3 protein-coding genes are annotated in these 25535 nt (G+C 66.0%); all 3 read right to left on the reverse strand.

The genetic code is table 11. The annotated features are described in order from the left end of the window. Positions 1-86 precede the first annotated feature (86 nt). A complete protein-coding gene (locus tag D5041_RS08510; protein ID WP_265284417.1) occupies positions 87-11237 on the reverse strand; it encodes a SwmB domain-containing protein in 11151 nt (3716 codons plus the stop codon). Between the two features lie 1039 nt (positions 11238-12276). Next, positions 12277-23340, reverse strand: coding sequence for a SwmB domain-containing protein (locus D5041_RS08515; protein WP_265284418.1), 11064 nt, complete (start codon positions 23338-23340; stop codon positions 12277-12279). A gap of 757 nt (positions 23341-24097) precedes the next feature. After that, positions 24098-25396, reverse strand: a complete 1299-nt coding sequence (locus D5041_RS08520; protein WP_265284419.1) for an Ig-like domain-containing protein — start codon at positions 25394-25396, stop codon at positions 24098-24100. Between the last annotated feature and the right edge of the window lie 139 nt (positions 25397-25535).

Below are 25535 nucleotides of genomic sequence, written 5' to 3' on the forward strand. Positions count from 1 at the left end.
CGCCATCACCCGGTGGATGGCCCTGGCGCTGCGCAGGAGGCAGCCCATGGCCGCAGAGATCGGAGCCGATCCGGGGAGGGCCGGCTTCAGAGCCAGAACCCGCCAGGCGCCCCATCCGGCGCCTGGCCCACGATGGACAGCGGCATATACCCTGCGGCGCCGGGCGCGGTGATCACGCCGTCGACCTTGCCGTCGGCGTCGAACGGGCCGCCATCGGTGATCGAGAAGTCCAGCCGCAACAGCCAGGCTTCGTCCACCATCTTGCCGCCGTAAGGGCTGCTCGCCAGGTTCACCCAGGTGCCGCCGTGGTCTTGCAGCCAGTAGCCGTTGACGCCCAGCCCCCAGTCCACGAACAGGCTGAAGGTCTTGCTGCTGCCGGCGGTCTCCAGCGTGGCCTTGAAACTCGTCAGCGCGATCGGTGTCTCCAGCGCCTTGGTCGTCTGGGCGGGGACCGCCTTTTGCTCCAGGCTGGTGATGCGGGTGTTGCTGCCGGGGGAGACCATGCCGTTGCGGCTGTCTGCTACCAGGGTCACCGAGGTGCCGCTGGAACGGCTGCTGGTCTCGGCGTGGAAGGAGGCGACTGCGACCTGTGCGCTGTCCTGAATGTCGTCGCCGTTGCCGTCGCCGCGGGCGGAGCCCCTGGGGCCGATGGCCTGATCTTCCTGCTCGTCGGGCATGCCGTCGTGGTCCGCATCGGGCGCGCCGAGGTCGTGTTCCGGTATGGGCGCGGTGGGGTCGTGTTCCGGTGTGGGCGTGGGTGCGGGCGTGAGGTTTTCCACGGCCTGGTTGCCGAAGCTTGCCGCGTCGTTGCCGGCAGCGTCCTGTATCACGTTGTCGCCGGTCGCCGGCTTGGTGTAGCTGAGCGTGAGCTTCTCGTCGCTGGCCACGGCGCGGCTCAGCGTCAGCGTGACGGTCTTGGCCGTGACGGCAACGCTGCTGACGTGGATGGCCGTATCGCTGGAACTGCTGAGCGCAAACGCCGATGCGGGCGCGGTGTGGTTGGCGTCGAGCTTGTTTGCATCGGTGTAGCTGAGCTCCAGCAGGTTGCCGTTGACCGTGACGTCGCCAAGCACCGGGGGCGTGGTCTCTGGTATGGGCGTGTCGTTGCTCACGGCCTCGTTGCCGAAGTTTGCCGCGGCGTTGCCGGCAGCGTCCTGCACCGCGTTCTCGGCCCCGGGCTGGGTGTAGCTGACGGTCAGCAGCTCAGCGCGGGTCACGGCGCGGCTCAGTTTCAGCGTGACGGTGTTGGTCGTCGCGTTCACCACGATACCGGTGACGGTGATGGCCGCGCCCGCGGCGCTGCTGACCGCAAAGCCTGCGCTGCCCTCGCGCGCTGCCCCTTCCAAGTTGTTTGCTTCGGTGTAGCGGAGCACCAACTGGTCGCCATTGACCGTGGCGCTACGGAACACCGGGGGCGTGGTGTCTGCTGCCGCTGACGTGTTGTTGGTCACGGCCTGGTCGCGCAAGTTCGCCGCTTCGTTGCCGGCAGCGTCCTGCACCACATGGCCGGTCGTCGGCTGGGTGTAGCTGACGCTCACCCGCTGACCGTGCCCCACGGGGCTTCTCAGTGTCAGCGTGACGGTCTTGGCCACCGCATTCACCACAGCGCTGAAGACTCCGCAGGGAATGGGGGAGGTGCCGTCCGTGCCGTAGCCGGTTACCGTAAAGCCTGCCGCGCCCGTCAGCACGGCCGCGTCCAGACTGGTGGTCTCGGTGTACGTGAGCACCAACTGGTTGCCGTTGACCGTGGCGCTGCTGAGCACCGGGGGCGTGGTGTCTGCTGGCACCGGCGTGTTGTTGCGCACATGCCAGAGGCTGAAGTCCGCTGCAGAGTTGCCGGCAGCGTCCTGCACCCCATGGCCGGTCGGGGGTTTGGTGTAGCTGACCTCCACCGTCTCCCTGTAGGTCACGGCGCGGCTCAATGTCAGCGTGACGGTCTTGGTCGTCGCGTCCACCACGGCGCCGGTGACGGTGATGGCCCGCGTGTTGCTGCTGCCGACCGTAAAGCCTGCATTGCCCGCGAGCGCGGCCACGTCCAGGGTGCCCGCTTCGGTGTACGTGAGCACCAGCTGGTTGCCGTTGACCGTGGCGCTGTCCAGCGACGGGGGTGTGGTGTCCGTTGGCGTCGGCGTCGGCGTGCCGTGGGCCACGACCTTTTCGCTGAAGCTTGCTGCGTCGTTGCCGGCGGTATCCCGTATCCCATTGCCGCTCGCGGGTTTGGTGTAGCTGACGTTCACCGTCTCGCTATTGGCCACGGCGCGGTTCAGCGTCAGGGTGACGGTCTTGGCCGTTGTGTTCACGCGGGCGCTGCTCACGGTAATGGCCGTGCCCGCGGTGCTGCTCACCGTAAAGCCCGCGTTTCCCGTGAGTGCTGCCGCGTCCAGGTGGTTGGCTTCGGTGTAGCTGATCACCAGCAGGTTGTCGGTGACCGTGGCGCTGCTGAACACCGGGGGCGTGGTGTCCTGTGTGTTGTTGATCGCGGCCTGGCTGCTGAAGTTGGCTGCGGCGTTGCCGGCAGCGTCCTGCACCACGGCGCCGGTCGTGGGTTTGGTGTAGCTGACGTTCACCGTCTCGCTGTAGGCCACGGCGCGGCTGAGCGTGAGCGTGACGGTCTTGGCCGTTGCGTCCACGCTGGCACTGCTGACGGCAATGGCGGTGCCCGTTGTGCCGCTGACCGTAAAGCCCGCGTTGCCCGTGAGTGCGGCTGCGTTCAGGCTATTGGCTTCGGTGTAGCTGATCACCAGCTGGTTGTCGGTGACCGTGGCGCTGCTGAACTCCGGGGGCGTGGTGTCTGCTGGTGCTGCGGGTGTCGCCGGCGTGGTGTTGGTCACCGCTTGACTGCTGAGGTTTGCTGCGGTGTTGCCCGCAGCGTCCCGCACCACGGCGCCGGATTCGGGTTTGGTGTAGCTGACGGTCACCGTCTCCGCGTTGGTCACGGCGCGGCTCAGCGTGAGCGTGACGGTCTTGTTCGCCGCATGCGCCACGGCGTCGCTCACGGTAATGGCCGTGCCCGTGGTGCTGCTCACCGTAAAGCCTGCGTTGCCCGTGAGCGGTGCCCCGTCCAGGCGGTTGGCTTCGGTGTACGTGAGCACCAATTGGTTGCCGTTGACCGTGGCGGTGTTGATCACCGGGGGTGTGTTGTCTGTTTTGTTGTTCACCTCCGTGGTCGGGATGCTGGTCAGGCGGTTGCCTGCTGTGTCCTGTATGCCTCTGTCGTCGCTGGGTGTGCTGTCCTGGTAGGAGATGGTCACGGTTTGACCCTGTCGCACGGGAGTGGTCAACACTATGGCGATGGTCTTGGCGTGTGTATAGAAAACCTCGGTGACGGTGTTGGCTACACCATTGACGAGCACCGTGAAGTCTCCGCTGACTGGCCATCGGCTCGGAACCTGGGATATCGAGGCGCTTGTGTCGGTGAAGTCGATCAGCAGCATGTTGCCGGTGACCCTGGGGCGAGAGTCACCGGTGGTGATCAGTTGGGGGGGCGTGGTGTCGGGTGCTGTATTGACCTCCGTGGCCGCAAAGCGGGACAGACTGTTGCCTTTTGTGTCCTGTATGCCGCTGGTGTCGTTGGGTGTGCTGTCGGTGTAGGCGACGGTCGTTGTCTGGCCAGGTGTCACGGCGGTGGTCAGTATGAGCGTGATGGTCTTGGTCGTGTCGTCTACGGCGACTGCAGTGACGGCATTCGCGAGGCCCGCGACGAGCACCGTAAAGTCCCCGGTGGCCGGCTTGTAGGCCAGGTCCGCGAGCAGGTTGCTCGTGTCGCTAAAGCCAAGCACCAACTGGTTGCCGTTGACGGAGGGGCGCATGGCGCCGGTGGTGATCAGCTGCGGGCTCTCGCGGTCCAGCGCGCGGTTGTCCACCGCCGTGGAAGGGAAACTGGTCAGGCGATTGCCGGCAGTGTCCTGTATGGCGCTGGTGTCGTCGGGCGTGCTGTCGTTGTAGGCGACGCTCACGCTTTGACCATGTCGCACGGGGGTGGTCAGCGCCAGGGAGATGAGATTGATGTTTGCATTCACGGTGACCGAGGTGACAGCATTGGCTGTGCCATCCACAAGCACCGTGAAGTCCCTGCTGAGCGGCTTGCGGACCTCTGTTGCGTCCAAGTTGCCCATGTCGCTGAATTCGAGCATCAGCGCGCTGCCAAGGGCCCTGGGGGCTGAGGTGCCGGTGGTAATCAGCTGCGGGGGCGTTCTGTCCGGTGTGTTGTTGGTCACCGCCCGGCTGCTGAAGTCCGCCGCGTCGTTGCCGGCCGCGTCCTGCACCACGGCGCCGGTCGTGGGCTTGGTGTAGCTGAGGCTCACCGCTTCTCCCTGGGCCACGGCGCGGCTGAGCGTTAGCGTGACGGTCTTGGCCGTTGCGTTTACCGCGGCGCTGTTTACGGTAATGGCGGTGCCCGCAGCGCCGCTGACCGCAAAGCCTGCGTTGCCCGTGAGCGCGGTCGCGTCCAGGGTGTTGGCTTCGGTGTAGCTGATTACCAGCTGGTTGTCGGTGACCGTGGCGCTGCTGAATACCGGGGGCGTGGTGTCTGGCGTGGTGTTGGTTACGGCCCGGCTGCTGAAGTCCGCCGCGTTGTTGTGGGCAGCGTCCTGCACCCCATTGCTGGTCGCGGGCTTGGCGTAGCTGACGGTCACCGTCTCCCCGTTGGCCACGGTGCGACTGAGCGTCAGCGTGACGGTCTTGGCCGTTGCGTTCACGCGGGCGCTGCTCACGGTAATGGCCGTGCCTGCGGTGCTGCTGACCGTAAAGCCTGCGTTGCCCGTGAGCGCGGTTGCGTCCAGGGCGTTGGCTTCGGTGTAGCTGATCACCAGTTGGTTGTCGCGGACCGTGGCGCTGCTGAACTCCGGGGGCGTGGTGTCTGCTGGTGTTGCCGGTGTGTTGTTCGTCACGGCCCGGCTGCTGAAGTCCGCGGCGTTGTTGTGGGCCGCGTCCTGCACCCCATTGCCGGTCGCGGGTTTGGCGTAGCTGATGGTCACCGTCTCCCCGTTGGCCACGGTGCGGCTGAGCGTGAGCGTGACGGTCTTGTTCGTCGCATGCACCACGGCGCTGCTCACGGCAATGGCGGTGCCTGCGGTGTTGCTCACGGTAAAACCTGCGTTGCCCGTGAGTGCGGCCGCGTTCAGGCTGTTGGCTTCGGTGTAGCTGATCACCAGTTGGTCGCCGATGACCGTGGCGCTGTTGAACTCCGGGGGCGTGGTGTCTGCTGGCGCTGCGGGTGTCGCTGGCGTGTTGTTCGTCACGGCCCGGCTGCTGAAGTCCGCGGCGTTGTTGTGGGCCGCGTCCTGCACCCCATTGCTGGTCGCGGGTTTGGCGTAGCTGACGGTCACTGTTTCTCCGTTGGTCACGGCGCGGCTGAGCGTCAGCGTGACGGTCTTGGCTGTTGCGTTCACGCTGGCGCTGCTCACGGCAATGGCGGTGCCTGCGGTGTTGCTCACGGTAAAGCCTGCGTTGCCCGTGAGTGCGGCCGCGTTCAGGCTGTTGGCTTCGGTGTAGCTGATCACCAGTTGGTCGCCGATGACCGTGGCGCTGTTGAACTCCGGGGGCGTGGTGTCTGCTGGCGCTGCGGGTGTCGCTGGCGTGTTGTTCGTCACGGCCCGGCTGCTGAAGTCCGCGGCGTTGTTGTGGGCCGCATCCTGCACCCCATTGCTGGTCGCGGGTTTGGCGTAGCTGACGGTCACTGTTTCTCCGTTGGTCACGGCGCGGCTGAGCGTCAGCGTGACGGTCTTGGCTGTTGCGTTCACGCTGGCGCTGCTCACGGCAATGGCGGTGCCTGCGGTGTTGCTCACGGTAAAGCCTGCGTTGCCCGTGAGTGCGGCCGCGTTCAGGCTGTTGGCTTCGGTGTAGCTGATCACCAGTTGGTCGCCGGTGACCGTGGCGCTGTTGAACTCCGGGGGCGTGGTGTCTGCTGGCGCTGCGGGTGTCGCTGGCGTGTTGTTCGTCACGGCCCGGCTGCTGAAGTCCGCGGCGTTGTTGTGGGCCGCATCCTGCACCCCATTGCTGGTCGCGGGTTTGGCGTAGCTGACGGTCACTGTTTCTCCGTTGGCCACGGAGCGGCTGAGCGTCAGCGTGACGGTCTTGGTCGTTGCGTTCACGCTGGCGCTGCTCACGGTAATGGCCGTACCTGCGGTGCTGCTGACCGTAAAGCCTGCGTCGCCCGCGAGCACGGTCGCATCCAGGGTATTGGCTTCGGTGTAGCTGATTACCAGCTGGTTGTCGGTGACCGTGGCGCTGCTGAATACCGGGGGCGTGGTGTCTGGCGTGGTGTTGGTTACGGCCCGGCTGCTGAAGTCCGCCGCGTTGTTGTGGGCGGCATCCTGCACCCCATTGCTGGTCGCGGGCTTGGCGTAGCTGACGGTCACCGTCTCCCCGTTGGCCACGGTGCGACTGAGCGTCAGCGTGACGGTCTTGGCCGTTGCGTTCACGCGGGCGCTGCTCACGGTAATGGCCGTACCTGCGGTGCTGTTGACGGTAAAGCCTGCGTTGCCCGCGAGCACGGTCGCATCCAGGGTATTGGCTTCGGTGTAGCTGATCACCAGTTGGTTGTCGCGGACCGTGGCGCTGCTGAACTCCGGGGGCGTGGTGTCTGCTGGCGCTGCTGGTGTTGCCGGCGTGTTGTTGGTCACGGTCCGGCTGCTGAAGTCCGCGGCGTTGTTGTGGGCCGCGTCCTGTACCCCATTGCCGGTCGCGGGCTTGGTGTAGCTGACGCTTACCACCTCACCTTGGACCACGGCGCGGCTGAGCGTCAGGGTGACGGTCTTGTCCGTTGCGCTCACCACGGCGCTGTTCACGGCAATGGCGGTGCCCGCGGTGCTGCTGACCGCAAAGCCTGCATTGCCCGCGAGAGCGGCTCCGTCCAGGGTATTGGCTTCGGTGTAGCTGATCACCAACTGGTTGTCGCGGACCGTGGCGCTGCTGAACTCCGGGGGTGTGGTGTCCGGTGTGGTGTTGATAACAGCCCGGCTGCTGAAGTCCACCGCGTTGTTGTGGGCCGTGTCCTGCACCCCATTGCCGGTCGCGGGTTTGGTGTAGCTGACGCTCACCACCTCCCCCTGAGCCACGGAGCGGCTGAGCGTGAGCGTGACGGTCTTGTTCGTCGCATGCACCACGGCGCTGTCCACGGCAATGGCCGCGCCCGTGGCGCTGCTGACGGTAAAGCCGGCATTGCCTGCGAGCGTGGCTCCGTTCAGGCTGCTTGTATCGGTGTAGGTGAGGACCAACTGGTTGCCGTTGACCGTGGCGGTGCTGAGCGCCGGGGCGGTGGTGTCTGGCAGGGTGTTGAGCACCGCCGTGGTCGGGAAGCTGGTCAGGAGATTGCCGGCAGTGTCCTGGATGCCGTTGGTGTCGGTGGGCGTGCTGTCCTGGTAGGCGACGGTCACGCGCTGACCATGGGTCACGGGGGTGGCCAAGGACAATGTGATGAGATTGGCTATTGCACTCACGGAGACATCGGTGACCGTCCTGGCGACGCCATCCACGAGCACTGTGAAATCCCCGGCGGCAGGCTTGCGGGCCGGGTCCTCGTTCAGGTTGCTCGCGTCGTTGAATCGGAGCACCACATCACCGGTATAGCCGCTGATCGCGGGGGCCTGGTATCCGCCGCCGGTGGTAATCAGCTGCGGGGGCGTGCGGTCCGGCGTGTTGTTCGTCACGGCCCGGCTGCTGAAGTCCGCGGCGTTGTTGTGGGCCGCGTCCTGTACCCCATTGCCGGTCGCGGGCTTGGTGTAGCTGACGCTTACCACCTCACCTTGGACCACGGCGCGGCTGAGCGTCAGGGTGACGGTCTTGTCCGTTGCGCTGACCACGGCGCTGTTCACGGTAATGGCGGTGCCCGCAGCGCCGCTGACCGCAAAGCCTGCGTTGCCTGCGAGCGCGGTCGCGTCCAGGGTGTTGGCTTCGGTGTAGCTGATCACCAGTTGGTTGCCGCGGACCGTGGCGCTGCTGAACTCCGGGGGTGTGGTATCTGGTGTGGTGTTGATAACAGTCCGGCTGCTGAAGTCCGCCGCGTTGTTGTGGGCCGTGTCCTGCACCCCATTGCCGGTCGCGGGCTTGGCGTAGCTGATGGTCACCGTCTCCCCGTTGGCCACGGTGCGGCTGAGTGTGAGCGTGACGGTCTTGTTCGTCGCATGCACCACGGCGCTGTCCACGGCAATGGCCGCGCCCGTGGCGCTGCTGACGGTAAAGCCGGCATTGCCTGCGAGCGTGGCTCCGTTCAGGCTGCTTGTATCGGTGTAGGTGAGGACCAACTGGTTGCCGTTGACCGTGGCGGTGCTGAGCGCCGGGGCGGTGGTGTCTGGCAGGGCGTTGAGCACCGCCGTGGTCGGGATGCTGGTCAGGAGATTGCCGGCAGTGTCCTGGATGCCGTTGGTGTCGTTGGGTGTGCTGTCCTGGTAGGCGACGGTCACGCGCTGACCATGGGTCACGGGGGTGGCCAAGGACAATGTGATGAGATTGGCTATTGCACTCACGGAGACATCGGTGACCGTCCTGGCGACGCCATCCACGAGCACTGTGAAATCCCCGGCGGCCGGCTTGCGGGCCGGGTCCTCGTTCAGGTTGCTCGCGTCGTTGAATCGGAGCACCAAATCACCGGTATAGCCGCTGATCGCGGGGGCCTGGTATCCGCCGCCGGTGGTAATCAGCTGCGGGGGCGTGGTGTCCGGTGTGTTGTTGGTAACAGCCCGGCTGCTGAAGTCCGCCGCATCGTTGCCGGCAGCGTCCTGCACCACGGCGCCGGTCGCGGGCTTGGTGTAGCTGAGGCTTACCGCTTCCCCCTGGGCCACGGCGCGGCTGAGCGTGAGCGTGACGGTCTTGTTCGTCGCATGCACCTCGGCGCTGTTCACGGCAATGGCCGTGCCCGTGGTGCTGCTGACGGTAAAGCCTGCATTGCCCGCGAGCGCTGTCCCGTCCAGGCTGTTGGCTTCGGTGTACGTGAGCACCAACTGGTTGCCGTTGACCGTGGTGGTGTTGATCACCGGGGGTGTGCTGTCCACGATGAAGTTGTCGCTGCTGGCGGTGCCGGTGCCCGCGGTGCCTGCGGCGGTGTTCACGCCCGCGAGGTTGACGCGGATGGTGTTGGTCGCGGTGTTGGCGTTGGCCGTGGGCGTGAAGGTGGCTGTCCAGGTTGTGCCGTTGTCGCTGGTCGTGGGTTCGCCGAGCGTGCCGGTGGTGGCGTCGAACACGATGTCTTCGCGCGTAAAGCCGGTGACGGTCTCGCTGAAGGTAAAGGTGACGGTCGTTGTTTCGCCCGCAGCGAGGGCGGTATCGGCCAGCGTGATGGTGGCGGTGAGCCCCTGTGTCTTGACGGCGTAGTTGCCACTGCGGACGCTGCCCTGGCCGGCGTTGCCAGCGATATCGCGCACGCCGGCGAGGTTGATCGCTATGGTGTTGGTCAGGCTGGTCGTGTTGGCCGTGGGGGTGAACAGTGCCGTCCAGGTGTCGCCGCTGCTGCCGTCGCCGGAGGTCGAGCGCAATCCGCTGAGCGTGCCATGGGCCTGGCTGAGGTCGATGTCATCCAGTGTGAAGCCGGAGATGGCCTCGCTGAAGCGGAAGGTGACGGTGGTGGTTTCGCCGAGCCCGAGGTCGGTGTCGGCGAGTGTGATGGGGTTGGTGCTGGCGGCGGTGGGGCGCACCAAGTCGACGATGACTCGACTGTCGTTGGTGACGGTCTTTCCCAAGCCGGCGTTGCCCGCGAGATCGGTGACGGTCCGCATGTCTACGCCGATGTTGCAATCCCCGTTGGCGAGGGGTGTCGCCGTGGCGGTCCAGATGGTGCGACTGGTACCGCTGGGACGCGGGTCGCTGCAAGAGAGCATTCGCCAATTTGCGTAGAGGTAATAGAGGTCATTCAGCACAAGGTCCGTGACGGCTTCGCTGAAGGTAAAAGTGATGGTGGTGGTTTCGCCGATGCCGAGGTGCATGTCGGCGACCGTGATGGCGACCACCGTGGGCCTGCGGGTATCGATGCCGTAGTTGGTGCTGCTGGCCTGGCCCGATCCGGCGGTGCCTGCGGTGTTGGTCACGCCCGCGAGGTTCACGCGGATGGTGTTGCTGCTGTCCTCGACGTTGGCCGTGGGTGTGAAGGTGGCTGTCCAGGTTGTGCCGTTGTCGCTGGTCGTGGGTTCGCCGAGCGTTCCGTTGGCGTCGCTGAGCACGACGTCGTCGCGCGTGAAGCCGGTGACGGCCTCGCTGAAGGTAAAGGTGACGGCGGTGGTTTCGCCTGCCTTGATGCGGGAGTTGGCCAGCGTGATGGTGGCGGTGGGCGGCTGTGTCTTGACGGTGTAGTTGTCACTGCGGACACTGCCCTGGCCGGCGTTGCCCGCGATATCGCGCACGCCGGAGAGGTTGATCGCGAGGGTGTTGGTCAGACTGGTCGTGTTGGCCGTGGGGGTGAACAGTGCCGTCCAGGTGTCGCCGCTGCTGCCGTCGCCGGAGGTCGAACGCAATCCGCTGAGCGTGCCATGGGCCTGGCTGAGGTCGATGTCATCCAGTGTGAAGCCGGAGATGGCCTCGCTGAAGCGGAAGGTGACGGTGGTGGTTTCGCCGAGCCCGAGGTCGGTGTCGGCGAATGTGATGGGGTTGGTGCTGGCGGCGGTGGGGCGTACCAAGTCGACGATGACTCGACTGTCGTTGGTGACGGTCCGTTCCAAGCCGGCGTTGCCCGCGAGATCGGTGACGGTCCGCATGTCTACGCCGATGTTGCAATCCCCGTTGGCGAGGGGTGTCGCCGTGGCGGTCCAGATGGTGCGACTGGTACCGCTGGGACGCGGGTCGCTGCAAGAGAGCATTCGCCAATTTGCGTAGAGGTAATAGAGGTCATTCAGCACAAGGTCCGTGACGGCTTCGCTGAAGGTAAAGGTGACGGTGGTGGTTTCGCCGATGCCGAGGTGCATGTCGGCGACCGTGATGGCGACCACCGTGGGCCTGCGGGTATCGATGCCGTAGTTGGTGCTGCTGGCCTGGCCCGATCCGGCGGTGCCTGCGGTGTTGGTCACGCCCGCGAGGTTCACGCTGATGGTGTTGCTGCTGTCCTCGACGTTGGCCGTGGGCGTGAAGGTGGCTGTCCAGGTCCTGCCGTTGTCGCTGGTCGTGGGTTCGCCGAGCGTGCCGTTGGCGTCGCTGAGCACGACGTCGTCGCGCGTGAAGCCGGTGACGGCCTCGTTGAAGGCGAAAGTGACGGTGGTGGTTTCTCCTGCCTTGAGGCGGGAGTTGGCCAGCGTGATGTTCAATTGGGTGCTCATGGTGCTTTGGTGGTGGATGGGGTGTGGGCACGCATCCCTGCGGACATGCGCCGCTGATGGGCGCTACTTCGTGGGGACTGGTGTGGTGGTGGGCCGCCAGGGGCCGGCGCCCCCAGGTTCAAGCGGCGCAGAAAGAGGCAGCGCAATCCCGTCCGCGGGCTGCATGCGCAACCCCGGAGAAAAGCCGGTGACGGGCCTGGCTTTATGGAGAGGGGTGCGGGCAGGCCGCCATGTGTCGGCGTCCCCAGGTTCAAGGGGCGCAGAAAGAGGCAGTGCAATCGCGTCCGCGGGCTGCGTGTGCGGCCCCGGAGAAAAGCCGATGACGGGCCTGGCTTGATGGAGAGGGGTGCGGGCAGGCCGCCATGTGCCGGCACCCCCAGGTTCAAGGGGCGCAGAAAGAGGCAGCGCAATCGCGTCCGTAGGCTGCATGCGCGGCCCCGGAGGAAAGCCGATGACGGGCCTGTCTTTATGGAGAGGGGTGCGGGCAGGCCGCCATGGGCCGGCACCCCCTGGTTCAAGGGGTGCAGAAAGAGGCAGCGCAATCCCTTTCGCGGGCTGCGTGTGCAACCCCGGAGAAAAGCCGATGACGGGCCTGTCTTTATGGAGAGGGGTGCGGGCAGGCCGCCATGGTGGCGGGAGTACCCCCGTTGTGCTCCCCCCCCCCGATATCAGGCAGGGGCTTGGCCGCGTGGCGCAATGGCCCGCTCAGGGGGGCGGCCTTCACCATGTGCAGACCCCGCCCCCCGTTTGGTTGGCAGGCGCATGCAAGGGCAGACCGGTTCCACATGCCACGTATCATAACGTGACAAACGGTGAGCTTTATGCCGATCGGGTAAGCCGCTCCGGCTGCAAGCGCCCCGCAGTGGAATCAACGGGAAGGGTCCCGGCAGGCTGGCCCCAACGCCGTCAGATCCCGCTGTGCGCCCCATCCGGCGCTTGTCCGGTGATGCTGCCCTTGGCCTGGCCATCGGTGATCGAGAAGTCCAGCCGCAGCCGTCCGCCTTCGTTCACCATCGTGCCGTCGCAAGGCGCACTGCTCTCAGAACCAGAACCCGCCAGGCGTCCCATCCGACGCCTGACCCACGATGGACAGCGGCATCTGCGCTGCGGCGCCGGGTGCGGTGATCACGCCGTTGGCCTGGCCGTCGGCGTCGAACGCTCCGCCGTCGGTGATCGTGAAGTCCAGCCGCAGCCGCCCGCCTTCGTCCACCATCTTGCCGCCGTAAGGGCTGCTCGCCAGGTTCACCCAGGTGCCGCCGTGGTCTTGCAGCCAGTAGCCGTTGGCGCCGATCTCCGGGTCCACGTACAGGCTGAAGGTCTCGGTGCTGCCGGCGGTCTTCAGCGTGGCTTTGAAGCTTGTCAGCGCGATGGGCGTCTCCAGCGCCTTGGGCGTCTGGGCGGGGACCGCCTTTTGCTCCAGGCTGGTGATGCAGGTGTTGCTGCTGGAGGGGACTTTGCCGTTCCGGCTGTCTGCTACCAGGGTCACCGAGGTGCTGGAACTGCTGCTGGTCTCGGCGCTGAAGGAGGTGACTGCGGCCTGTGCGCTGTCCTGAATACCGTCCCCATTGCCGTCGCCGCGGGCGGAACCCCTGGGGCCGATGGCCTGATTTTCCTGCGCGTCGGGCACGCCGTCGTGGTCCGCATTGGACGCGCCGGAGTCGTGTTCCGGTGTGGGCGCGGGTCCGGGTTTTGGTGTGGGCGCGCCGGGGTCGTGTTCCGGTGTGGGCACGAGTGCGGGTTTTGGTGTGGGCGTGGGCGTGAGGTTCCCCACGGCCTGGTTGCCGAAGCTTGCCGCGTCGTTGCCGGCAGCGTCCTGTATCACGTTGTCGCCGGTCGCCGGCTTGGTGTAGCTGAGCGTGAGCTTCTCGTCGCTGGCCACGGCGCGGCTCAGCGTCAGCGTGACGGTCTTGGCCGTTGCGTTCACGCTGGCGCTGTTGACGGCAATGGCGGTTCCTGCGGTGTTGCTGACGGTAAAGCCTGCGTTGCCCGTGAGCGCGGTTGCGTCCAGGGTGTTGGCTTCGGTGTAGCTGATCACCAGCTGGTTGTCGCGGACCGTGGCGCTGCTGAACTCCGGGGGCGTGGTGTCCGGTGTGGTGTTGGTTACGGCCCGGCCGCTGAAGTCCGCCGCGTTGTTGTGGGCAGCGTCCTGCACCCCATTGCCGGTCGTGGGTTTGGCGTAGCTGATGGTCACCGTCTCCCCGTTGGCCACGGCGCGACTGAGCGTCAGCGTCACGGTCTTGGCCGTTGCGTTCACGCTGGCGCTGCTGACGGTAATGGCGGTGCCCGTGGTGCTGTTGACCGTAAAGCCTGCGTTGCCCGCGAGCGCGGTTGCGTCCAGGGTATTGGCTTCGGTGTAGCTGATCACCAACTGGTTGTCGCGGACCGTGGCGCTGCTGAACTCCGGGGGGGTGGTGTCTGTTGGCGTTGCTGGTGTTGCCGGCGTGTTGTTCGTCACAGCCCGGCCGCTGAAGTCCACCGCGTTGTTGTGGGCCGCGTCCTGCACCCCATTGCCGGCTGCGGGTTTGGCGTAGCTGACGGTCACCGTCTCGCCGTTGGCCACGGCGCGGCTGAGCGTTAGCGTGACGGTCTTGGCCGTTGCGTCCACGCTGGCGCTGCTCACGGTAATGGCCGTGCCTGCGGTGCTGCTGACCGTAAAGCCTGCGTTGCCCGTGAGCGCGGTTGCGTCCAGGGCGTTGGCTTCGGTGTAGCTGATCACCAGCTGGTTGTCGCGGACCGTGGCGCTGCTGAACTCCGGGGGCGTGGTGTCTGTTGGCGCTGTTGGTGTTGCCGGCGTGTTGTTCGTCACAGCCCGGCCGCTGAAGTCCACCGCGTTGTTGTGGGCAGCGTCCTGCACCCCATTGCCGGCTGCGGGTTTGGCGTAGCTGACGGTCACCGTCTCCCCGTTGGCCACGGCGCGGCTGAGCGTGAGCGTGACGGTCTTGGCCGTTGCGCTCACCACGGCGCTGCTCACGGTAATGGCGGTTCCTGCGGTGCTGCTGACCGTAAAGCCTGCGGTGCCCGTGAGTGCGGTTGCGTCCAGGGCGTTGGCTTCGGTGTAGCTGATCACCAGTTGGTTGTCGCGGACCGTGGCGCTGCTGAACTCCGGGGGTGTGGTGTCTGTTGGCGCTGTTGGTGTTGCCGGCGTGTTGTTCGTCACAGCCCGGCCGCTGAAGTCCACCGCGTTGTTGTGGGCAGCGTCCTGCACCCCATTGCCGGCTGCGGGTTTGGCGTAGCTGACGGTCACCGTCTCCCCGTTGGCCACGGCGCGGCTTAGCGTGAGCGTGACGGTCTTGGTGGTTGCGTCCACGCTGGCACTGCTCACGGTAATGGCGGTGCCCGCGGTGCTGTTGACCGTAAAGCCTGCGTTGCCCGTGAGCGCGGTCGCGTCCAGGGTATTGGCTTCGGTGTAGCTGATCACCAGCTGGTTGTTGGTGACTGTGGCGCTGCTGAACTCCGGGGGTGTGGTGTCCGGCGTGGTGTTGGTTACGGCCCGGCTGCTGAAGTCCGCTGCGTTGTTGTGGGCCGCGTCCTGCACCCCATTGCCGGCTGCGGGTTTGGCGTAGCTGATGGTCACCGTCTCGCCGTTGGCCACGGCGCGGCTGAGCGTGAGCGTGACGGTCTTGGCCGTTGCGTCCACGCTGGCGCTGCTGACGGTAATGGCGGTGCCCGTGGTGCTGTTGACCGTAAAGCCTGCGTTGCCCGCGAGCGCGGTTGCGTCCAGGGTATTGGCTTCGGTGTAGCTGATCACCAGCAGGTTGTCGCGGACCGTGGCGCTGCTGAACACCGGGGGTGTGGTGTCCGGTGTGGTGTTGGTTACGGCCCGGCTGCTGAAGTCCGCTGCGTTGTTGTGGGCAACGTCCTGCACCCCATTGCCGGCTGCGGGTTTGGCGTAGCTGATGGTCACCGTCTCTCCGTTGGACACGGCGCGGCTGAGCGTGAGCGTGACGGTCTTGGCCGTTGCGCTCACCACGGCGCTGGTGACGGTGATGGCGGTGTCCGCGGTGCTGTTGACCGTAAAGCCTGCGTTGCCCGTGAGCGCGGTTGCGTCCAGGGCGTTGGCTTCGGTGTAGCTGATCACCAACTGGTTGTCGGTGACCGTGGCGCTGCTGAACACCGGGGGTGTGGTGTCCGGTGTGGTGTTGGTTACGGCCCGGCCGCTGAAGTCCGCCGCGTTGTTGTGGGCCGCGTCCTGCACCCCATTGCCGGTCGTGGGTTTGGCGTAGCTGATGGTCACCGTCTCGCCGTTGGCCACGGCGCGGCTGAGCGTTAGCGTGACGGTCTTGGCCGTTGCGTTCACGCGGGCGCTGCTCACGGTAATGGCCGTGCCTGCGGTGCTGCTGACGGTAAAGCCTGCGTTGCCCGTGAGCGCGGTTGCGTCCAGGGCGTTGGCTTCGGTGTAGCTGATCACCAGCTGGTTGTCGCGGACCGTGGCGCTGCTGAACTCTGGGGGCGTGGTGTCTGTTGGTGCTGTTGGTGTTGCCGGCGTGTTGTTCGTCACAGCCCGGCCGCTGAAGTCCGCCGCGTTGTTGTGGGCAGCGTCCTGCACTCCATTGCCGGCTGCGGGTTTGGCGTAGCTGACGGTCACCGTCTCAGCCTGGGTCACGGCGCGACTGAGCGTCAGCGTCACGGTCTTGGCCGTTGCGTTCACGCTGGCGCTGCTGACGGTGATGGCGGTGTCCGCGGTGCTGTTGACCGTAAAGCCTGCGGTGCCCGTGAGTGCGGTTGCGTCCAGGGCGTTGGCTTCGGTGTAGCTGATCACCAACTGGTTGTCGCGGACCGTGGCGCTGCTGAACTCCGGGGGCGTGGTGTCCGGTGTGGTGTTGGTTACGGCCCGGCCGCTGAAGTCCGCCGCGTTGTTGTGGGCCGCGTCCTGCACCCCATTGCCGGCTGCGGGTTTGGCGTAGCTGACGGTCACCGTCTCAGCCTGGGTCACGGCGCGGCTGAGCGTTAGCGTCACGGTCTTGGCCGTTGCGTCCACGCTGGCGCTGCTCACGGTAATGGCGGTGCCCGTGGTGCTGTTGACCGTAAAGCCTGCGGTGCCCGTAAGTGCGGTTGCGTCCAGGGCGTTGGCTTCGGTGTAGCTGATCACCAGCAGGTTGTCGCGGACCGTGGCGCTGCTGAACTCCGGGGGCGTGGTGTCTGTTGGCGCTGCGGGTGTTGCCGGCGTGTTGTTGGTCACTGTCCGGTTGGTGAAGTTTGCTGCGTCGTTGCCCGCAGCGTCCTGCACCACGGCGCTGGATTCTGGTTTGGCGTAGCTGACGGTCACCGTCTCAGCTTGGGTCACGGCGCGGCTCAGCGTGAGCGTGACGGTCTTGGCCGTTGCGTTTACGCGGACGTTGCTCACGGTAATGGCCGTGCCCGCAGCACCGCTGACCGTAAAGCCTGCGGTGCCAGCGAGCGCGGTCGCGTCCAGGGTATTGGCTTCGGTGTAGCTGATCACCAGCTGGTTGCCGGTGACCGTGGCGCTGCTGAACTCCGGGGGCGTGGTGTCTGCTGCTGGCGTGGTGTTGGTCACCGCCCGGCTGCTGAAGTCCGCCGCATCGTTGCCGGCAGCGTCCTGCACCACGGCGCCGGTCGCGGGCTTGGTGTAGCTGACGCTTACCACCTCACCTTGGACCACGGCGCGGCTGAGCGTCAGGGTGACGGTCTTGGCTGTTGCGCTGACCTCGGCGCTGTTCACGGTGATGGCCGTGCCCGCGGTGCTGCTGACGGTAAAGCCTGCATTGCCCGCGAGCGCGGCTCCGTCCAGGGTGTTGGCTTCGGTGTAGCTGATCACCAGTTGGTTGCCGTTGACCGTGGCGCTGCTGAACGCCGGGGGTGTGGTGTCCAGCGTGGTGTTGATAACAGTCCGGCTGCTGAAGTCCGCCGCGTTGTTGTGGGCCGTGTCCTGCACCCCATTGCCGGTCGCGGGCTTGGCGTAGCTGATGGTCACCGTCTCCCCGTTGGCCACGGCGCGGCTGAGCGTGAGCGTGACGGTCTTGTTCGTCGCATGCACCACGGCGCTGTCCACGGTAATGGCCGTGCCCGTGGCGCTGCTGACGGTAAAGCCGGCATTGCCCGCGAGTGCGGCCCCGTTCAGGCTGCTTGTATCGGTGTAGGTGAGGACCAACTGGTTGCCGTTGACCGTGGCGGTGCTGAGCGCCGGGGCGGTGGTGTCTGGCAGGGCGGTGAGCACCGCCGTGGTCGGGAAGCTGGTCAGGAGATTGCCGGCAGTGTCCTGGATGCCGTTGGTGTCGTTGGGCGTGCTGTCCTGGTAGGCGACGGTCACGTGCTGACCATCGGTCACGGGGGGGGTGGCCAAGGACAATTTAATGAGCTTGGCCACTGCGTCCACGGTGACACCGGTGACCGCCCTGGGGACACCATCCACGAGCACCGTGAAGTCCCCGGCGGCCGGCTTGCGGTCCTGGTCCGCGTTCAGATTGCTTGCGTCGTTGAATCGGAGCACCAGATTACCGGTATAGACGCTGATCGTGGGGATCTGGTATCCGTCGTCGCCGGTGGTAATCAGCTGCGGGGGCGTGCGGTCCGGCGTGTTGTTGGTCACCGCCCGGCTGCTGAAGTCCGCCGCATCGTTGCCGGCCGCGTCCTGCACCACGGCGCTGGTTGCGGGTTTGGTGTAGCTGACGCTTACCGCCTCACCTTGGACCACGGCGCGGCTGAGCGTCAGGGTGACGGTCTTGTCCGTTGCGCTGACCACGGCGCTGTTCACGGTAATGGCCGTGCCCGCGGCGCTGCTGACCGCAAAGCCTGCATTGCCCGTGAGCGCGGCTCCGTCCAGGGTATTGGCTTCGGTGTAGCTGATCACCAGTTGGTTGTCGCGGACCGTGGCGCTGCTGAACTCCGGGGGCGTGGTGTCCGGCGTGGTGTTGGTCACGGCCCGGCTGCTGAAGTTCACTGCGTTGTTGTGGGCCGTGTCCTGCACCCCATTGCCGGTCGCGGGCTTGGCGTAGCTGATGGTCACCGTCTCCCCGTTGGCCACGGCGCGGCTGAGCGTGAGCGTGACGGTCTTGTTCGTCGCATGCACCACGGCGCTGTCCACGGTAATGGCCGTGCCCGTGGCGCTGCTGACGGTAAAGCCGGCATTGCCCGCGAGTGCGGCCCCGTTCAGGCTGCTTGTATCGGTGTAGGTGAGGACCAACTGGTTGCCGTTGACCGTGGCGGTGCTGAGCGCCGGGGCGGTGGTGTCTGGCAGGGCGGTGAGCACCGCCGTGGTCGGGAAGCTGGTCAGGAGATTGCCGGCAGTGTCCTGGATGCCGTTGGTGTCGTTGGGTGTGCTGTCCTGGTAGGCGACGGTCACGTGCTGACCATGGGTCACGGGGGGGGTGGCCAAGGACAATTTAATGAGCTTGGCCACTGCGTCCACGGTGACACCGGTGACCGCCCTGGGGACACCATCCACGAGCACCGTGAAGTCCCCGGCGGCCGGCTTGCGGTCCTGGTCCGCGTTCAGATTGCTTGCGTCGTTGAATCGGAGCACCAGATTACCGGTATAGACGCTGATCGTGGGGATCTGGTATCCGTCGTCGCCGGTGGTAATCAGCTGCGGGGGCGTGCGGTCCGGCGTGTTGTTCGTCACGGCCCGATTGCTGAAGTCCGCCGCATCGTTGCCGGCAGCGTCCTGCACCACGGCGCCGGTCGCGGGCTTGGTGTAGCTGAGGCTTACCGCTTCTCCCTGGGCCACGGCGCGGCTGAGCGTTAGCGTGACGGTCTTGGCCGTTGCGTTCACGCTGGCACCGCTGACGGTAATGGCCGTGCCCGCGGCGTTGCTGACCGTAAAGCCTGCATTGCCCGTGAGCGCGGCTCCGTCCAGGGTGTTGGCTTCGGTGTACGTGAGTACCAGTTGATCGCCATTGACCGTGGCGGTGTTGATTACCGGGGGCGTGGTGTCCACGATGAAGTTGTCGCTGCTGGCGGTGCCGGTACCCGCAGTACCCGCGGCGGTGTTTACGCCCGCGAGGTTGACGCGGATGGTGTTGGTCGCGCCGTTGGCGTTGGCCGTGGGCGTGAAGGTGGCGGTCCAGGTTGTGCCGTTGTCGCTGGTCGTGGGTTCGCCGAGCGTTCCGTTGGCGTCGCTGAGCACGATGTCGTCGCGCGTGAAGCCGGTGACGGTCTCGCTGAAGGTAAAGGTGACGGTGGTGGTTTCGCCCGCAGCGAGGGCGGTATCGGCCAGCGTGATGGTGGCGCTGAGCCCCTGTGTCTTGACGATGTAGTTGCCACTGCGGACGCTGCCCTGGCCGGCGTTGCCAGCGATATCGCGCACGCCGGCGAGGTTGATCGCTATGGTGTTGGTCAGGCTGGTCGTGTTGGCCGTGGGGGTGAACAGTGCCGTCCAGGTATCGCCGCTGCTGCCGTCGCCGGAGGTCGAGCGCAATCCGCTGAGCGTGCCATGGGCCTGGCTGAGGTCGATGTCATCCAGCGCAAAGCCGGTGATGGCCTCGCTGAAGCGGAAGGTGACGGTGGTGGTTTCGCCGATCCCGAGGTCGGTGTCGGCGAGTGTGATGGGGTTGGTGCTGGCGGCGGTGGGGCGCACCAAATCGACGATGACGTTGTTACCGTTACCCGTGAGGTAGGTGGTTTCTCGCCAGTCTCGCAAGCTGACGTTGCCCGCGCGATCGGATACGTACCACATATCTACGCCGATGTTGTAATCCCCGTCGGCGAAGGGCGTGACCGTGGCGGTCCAGACGGTGCCGCTGGTGCCGCTGGGACGCAGATCACTGATAGTGACTACGGGCCTACTACCACCGGAGAGGACACGGAGGGCACCGAGCGTAAAGCCCGTGACGGCTTCGCTGAAGGTAAAAGTGATGGTGGTGGTTTCGCCGATGCCGAGGTGCTCGTCGGCGACCGTGATGGTGACCGTGGGCCTGCGGGTGTCGATGCTGTAGTTGGCGCTGCTGGCTTGGCCCGATCCGGCGGTGCCTGCGGTGTTGGTTACGCCCGCGAGGTTCACGCTGATGGTGTTGCTGCTGTCCTCGACGTTGGCCGTGGGCGTGAAGGTGGCTGTCCAGGTTGTGCCGTTGTCGCTGGTCGTGGGTTCGCCGAGCGTGCCGGTGGTGGCGTCGAACACGATGTCGTCGCGCGTAAAGCCGGTGACGGTTTCGCTGAAGGTAAAGGTGACGGTGGTGGTTTCGCCCACAGCGAGGGCGGTATCGGCCAGCGTGATGGTGGCGGTGAGCCCCTGTGTCTTGACGGCGTAGTTGCCACTGCGGACGCTGCCCTGGCCGGCGTTGCCAGCGATATCGGTCACGCCGGCGAGGTTGATCCCGAGGGTGTTGGTCAGGCTGGTCGTGTTGGCCGTGGGGGTGAACAGCGCCGTCCAGGTATCGCCGCTGCTGCCGTCGCCGGAGGTTGAGCGCAATCCGCTGAGCGTGCCATGGGCCTGGCTGAGGTCAATGTCATCCAGCGCAAAGCCGGTAATGGCCTCGCTGAAGCGGAAGGTGACGGTGGTGGTTTCGCCGAGCCCGAGGTCGGTGTCGGCGAAAGTGATGGGGTTGGTGCTGGCGGCGGTGGGGCGCACCAAATCGACGATGACGTTGTTACCGTTACCCGTGAGGTAGGTGGTTTCTCGCCAGTCTCGCAAGCTGACGTTGCCCGCGCGATCGGATACGTACCACATATCTACGCCGATGTTGTAATCCCCGTCGGCGAAGGGCGTGACCGTGGCGGTCCAGACGGTGCCGCTGGTGCCGCTGGGACGCAGATCACTGATAGTGACTACGGGCCTACTACCACCGGAGAGGACACGGAGGGCACCGATCGTAAAGCCCGTGACGGCTTCGCTGAAGGTAAAGGTGACGGTGGTGGTTTCGCCGATGCCGAGGTCCGGGTCGGCGACCGTGATGGCGACCGTGGGCCTGCGGGTGTCGATGCTGTAGTTGGTGCTGCTGGCTTGGCCCGATCCGGCGGTGCCTGCGGTGTTGGTCACGCCCGCGAGGTTGACGCTGATGGTGTTGCTGCTGTCCTCGACGTTGGCCGTGGGCGTGAAGGTGGCGGTCCAGGTTGTGCCGTTGTCGCTGGTCGTGGGTTCGCCGAGCGTGCCGTTGGCGTCGCTGAGCACGACGTCGTCGCGCGTAAAGCCGGTGACGGTTTCGCTGAAGGTAAAGGTGACGGTGGTGGTTTCGCCCACAGCGAGGGCGGTATCGGCCAGCGTGATGGTGGCGGTGAGCCCCTGTGTCTTGACGGCGTAGTTGCCACTGCGGACGCTGCCCTGGCCGGCGTTGCCAGCGATATCGGTCACGCCGGCGAGGTTGATCCCGAGGGTGTTGGTCAGGCTGGTCGTGTTGGCCGTGGGGGTGAACAGTGCCGTCCAGGTGTCGCCGCTGCTACCGTCGCCGGAGGTCGAGCGCAATCCGCTGAGCGTGCCATGGGCCTGGCTGAGGTCGATGTCATCCAGCGCAAAGCCGGTGATGGCCTCGCTGAAGCGGAAGGTGACGGTGGTGGTTTCGCCGATCCCGAGGTCGGTGTCGGCGAGTGTGATGGGGTTGGTGCTGGCGGCGGTGGGGCGCACCAAATCGACGATGACGCTATTCGCGGAGTAGGTGACTTCTCGCAAGCCGGCGTTGCCCGCGAGATCGGTGACGGTCCACATATCTATGCCGATCTCGCAATGCCCGTTGGAGACAGGCGTGACCGTGGCGGTCCAGACGGTGCTGCTGGTGCCGCTGGGATGCGGATCACTGATAGAGACCTTGAGACCACCGTAGATACCGAGTGCTTGGCCGGTAAAGCCCGTGACGGCTTCGCTGAAGGTAAAGGTGGCGGTGGTGGTTTCGCCGATGCCGAGGTACTCGTCGGCGACCGTGATGGTGAGCGTGGGCCTGCGGGTGTCGATGCTGTAGTTGGTGCTGCTGGCTTGGCCCGATCCGGCGGTGCCTGCGGTGTTGGTCACGCCCGCGAGGTTGACGCTGATGGTGTTGCTGCTGTCCTCGACGTTGGCCGTGGGCGTGAAGGTGGCGGTCCAGGTCCTGCCGTTGTCGCTGGTCGTGGGTTCGCCGAGCGTGCCGTTGGCGTCGCTGAGCACGACGTCGTCGCGCGTAAAGCCGGTGACGGTTTCGCTGAAGGTAAAGGTGACGGTGGTGGTTTCGCCCACAGCGAGGGCGGTATCGGCCAGTGTGATGGTGGCGGTGAGCCCCTGTGTCTTGACGGCGTAGTTGCCACTGCGGACGCTGCCCTGGCCGGCGTTGCCAGCGATATCGCGCACGCCAGAGAGGTTGATCCCGAGGGTGTTGGTCAGGCTGGTCGTGTTGGCCGTGGGGGTGAACAGTGCCGTCCAGGTGTCGCCGCTGCTACCGTCGCCGGAGGTCGAGCGCAATCCGCTGAGCGTGCCATGGGCCTGGCTGAGGTCGATGTCATCCAGCGTGAAGCCGGTGACGGCCTCGCTGAAGCGGAAGGTGACGGTGGTGGTTTCGCCGAGCCCGAGGTCGGTGTCGGCGAGTGTGATGGGGTTGGTGCTGGCGGCGGTGGGGCGCACCAAATCGACGATGACGCTATTCGCGGAGTAGGTGACTTCTCGCAAGCCGGCGTTGCCCGCGAGATCGGTGACGGTCCACATATCTATGCCGATCTCGCAATGCCCGTTGGAGACAGGCGTGACCGTGGCGGTCCAGACGGTGCTGCTGGTGCCGCTGGGATGCGGATCACTGATAGAGACCTTGAGACCACCGTAGATACCGAGTGCTTGGCCGGTAAAGCCCGTGACGGCTTCGCTGAAGGTAAAGGTGGCGGTGGTGGTTTCGCCGATGCCGAGGTACTCGTCGGCGACCGTGATGGTGAGCGTGGGCCTGCGGGTGTCGATGCTGTAGTTGGTGCTGCTGGCTTGGCCCGATCCGGCGGTGCCTGCGGTGTTGGTCACGCCCGCGAGGTTGACGCTGATGGTGTTGCTGTCGTCCTCGACGTTGGCCGTGGGCGTGAAGGTGGCGGTCCAGGTCCTGCCGTTGTCGCTGGTCGTGGGTTCGCCGAGCGTGCCGTTGGCGTCGCTGAGCACGACGTCGTCGCGCGTGAAGTTGGTGACGGCCTCGTTGAAGGCGAAGGTGACGGTGGTGGTGTCGCCCGCCTTGAGGCGGGAGTTGGCCAGCGTGATGTTCAATTGGGTGCTCATGGTGCTTTGGTGGTGGATGGGGTGCGGGTACGTATCCCTGCGGACATGCGCCGGTGATGGGCGCTACTTCGTGGGGACTGGTGTTGTGGTGGGCCGCCATGTGCCGGCGCCCCCAGGTTCAAGGGGCGCAGAAAAAGGCAGCGCAATCGCGTCCGTAGGCTGCGTGCGCAACCCCGGAGAAAAGCCGATGACGGGCCTGACTTTACGGAGAGGGGTGCGGGCAGGCCGCCATGTGTCGGCGCCCCCCGCTTCAAGGGGCGCAGAAAGAGGCAGCGCAATCCCTTCCGCGGGCTGCATGCGCAACCCCGGAGGAAAGCCGATGACGGGCCTGGCTTTATGGAGAGGGGTGCGGGCAGGCCGCCATGGTGGCGGGAGTACCCCCCCCCCCCCCCCCCCCCCCCCCGATATCAGGCAGGGGGTTGGCCGCGTGGCGCAATGGCCCGCTCAGGAGGGCGGCCTTCACCATGTGCAGACCCCGCCCCCCGTTTGGTTGGCAGGCGCATGCAAGGGCAGACCGGTTCCACATGCCACGTATCATAACGTGACAAACGGTGAGCTTTATGCCGATCGGGTAAGCCGCTTCGGCGGCAAGCGTTCCCGCAGTGGAATCAACGGGAAGGGTCCCGGCAGGCGGGTCCCAACGCCGTCAGATCCCGCCGTGCGCCCCATCCGGCGCTTGTCCGGTGATGGGGCCGTTGGCATTGCCATCGGCGATCGGGAAGTCCAGCCGCAGGCCCGCCTTCGTTCACCATCTCTTTCAGAACCAGAACCCGTCATGCGCCATGTCCGACGCCTGGCCCACGATGGACAGCGGCATCTGCGCTGCGGCGCCGGGCGCGCTGATGCTGCCGTTGGCCTGGCCGTCGGCGTCGAACGCTCCGCCGTCGGTGATCGTGAAGTCCAGCCGCAGCCGCCCGCCCTCGTCCACCATCTTGCCGCCGTAAGGGCTGCTCGCCAGGTTCACCCAGGTGCCGCCGTGGTCTTGCAGCCAGTAGCCGTTGACGCCCAGCGCCGGGTCCACGTACAGGCTAAAGGTCTCGCTGCTGCCGGCGGTCTCCAGCGTGGCTTTGAAGCTTGTCAGCGCGATGGGCGTCTCCAGTGCCTGGGGCGTCTGGGCGGGCGCGGCCTTTTGCTCCAGGCTGGTGATGCGGGTGTTGCTGCCCAAGGGGAGCTTGCCGTCCTGGCTGTCGGCGACCAGGGTCACCGAGGTGCCGGAACCGCTGCTGGTCTTGGCGCTGAAGGAGGCGACTGCGGCCTGTGCGCTGTCCTGGATGCCGTCGCCGTTGCCGTCGCCGGTGGAGCCCCTGGGGCCGATGGCCTGATCTTCCTGCGCGTCGGGTACGCCGTCGTTGTCCGCATTGAGCACGTCGGGTTTGGGTTCGGGCGTGCGGTTGTCCACGGTCTGGTTGTGCAAGTCCGCCGCGTCGTTGCCCGCCTCGTCCTGTATCTCGCCGGTCGCCGGCTTGGTGTAGCTGAGCGTGAGCGCCTCGTCGCTGGTCACGGCGCGGCTCAGCGTCAGCGTGACGGTCTTGCCCGCGACGGCAACGCTGCTCACGCTGATGGCTGCAGCGCTGGAACTGCTTAGCGCAAAGGCCGATGCGGCTGCGGTGTGGCTTGCGTCCAGCATGTTTGCATCGGTGTAGCTGAGCACCAACTGGTTGTCGTTGACCGTGGCGCTGTGGAGCAGCGGAGCCACGGTATCCCGGGTGTCCACGGAGTAGTTGGCGCTGGTGGCTTCACCCTCGCCGGGGTTGCCAGCGTTGTCGGTCACCCCGGCGAGGTCTACGTTGAGGACATTCGACGGGGCGTTGATGTTGGTCGTGGGCGTGAAGGTGGCCGTCCAGATCGTGTGCTCGGCGTTGGCCGTGGGCCGGCTCAGCGTGCCGTTGGTGTACGAGATGTCTCCGGTGTCCAAGCCGTTGACGGGTTCGCTGAAGGTGAAGGTGAAGGTGGTGGTCTCGCCCGCGGTGAGCGCGCTGTCGGCGATCGTGATGGTGGCGTCGAGCTCCCTGTTGGGCTCTCGGGGCGTGGTGTCGGATGGGGTGGTATCGGCCATGGTGTCTCCGTGCTGGGCGTGCGTGGGACGGGGGGGCCAATTCGTTATACACAGATCTTTCTCAACGGATGTCTCCGGAAGTGAAGTGTCGTAAGTACCGCGCGCATGGCAAGCAACATCTGTAAGTTGGGGCCGCGTT

This window comes from Verminephrobacter aporrectodeae subsp. tuberculatae (assembly GCF_026127385.1).
Taxonomy (GTDB): Bacteria; Pseudomonadota; Gammaproteobacteria; order Burkholderiales; family Burkholderiaceae_C; genus Acidovorax; species Acidovorax aporrectodeae.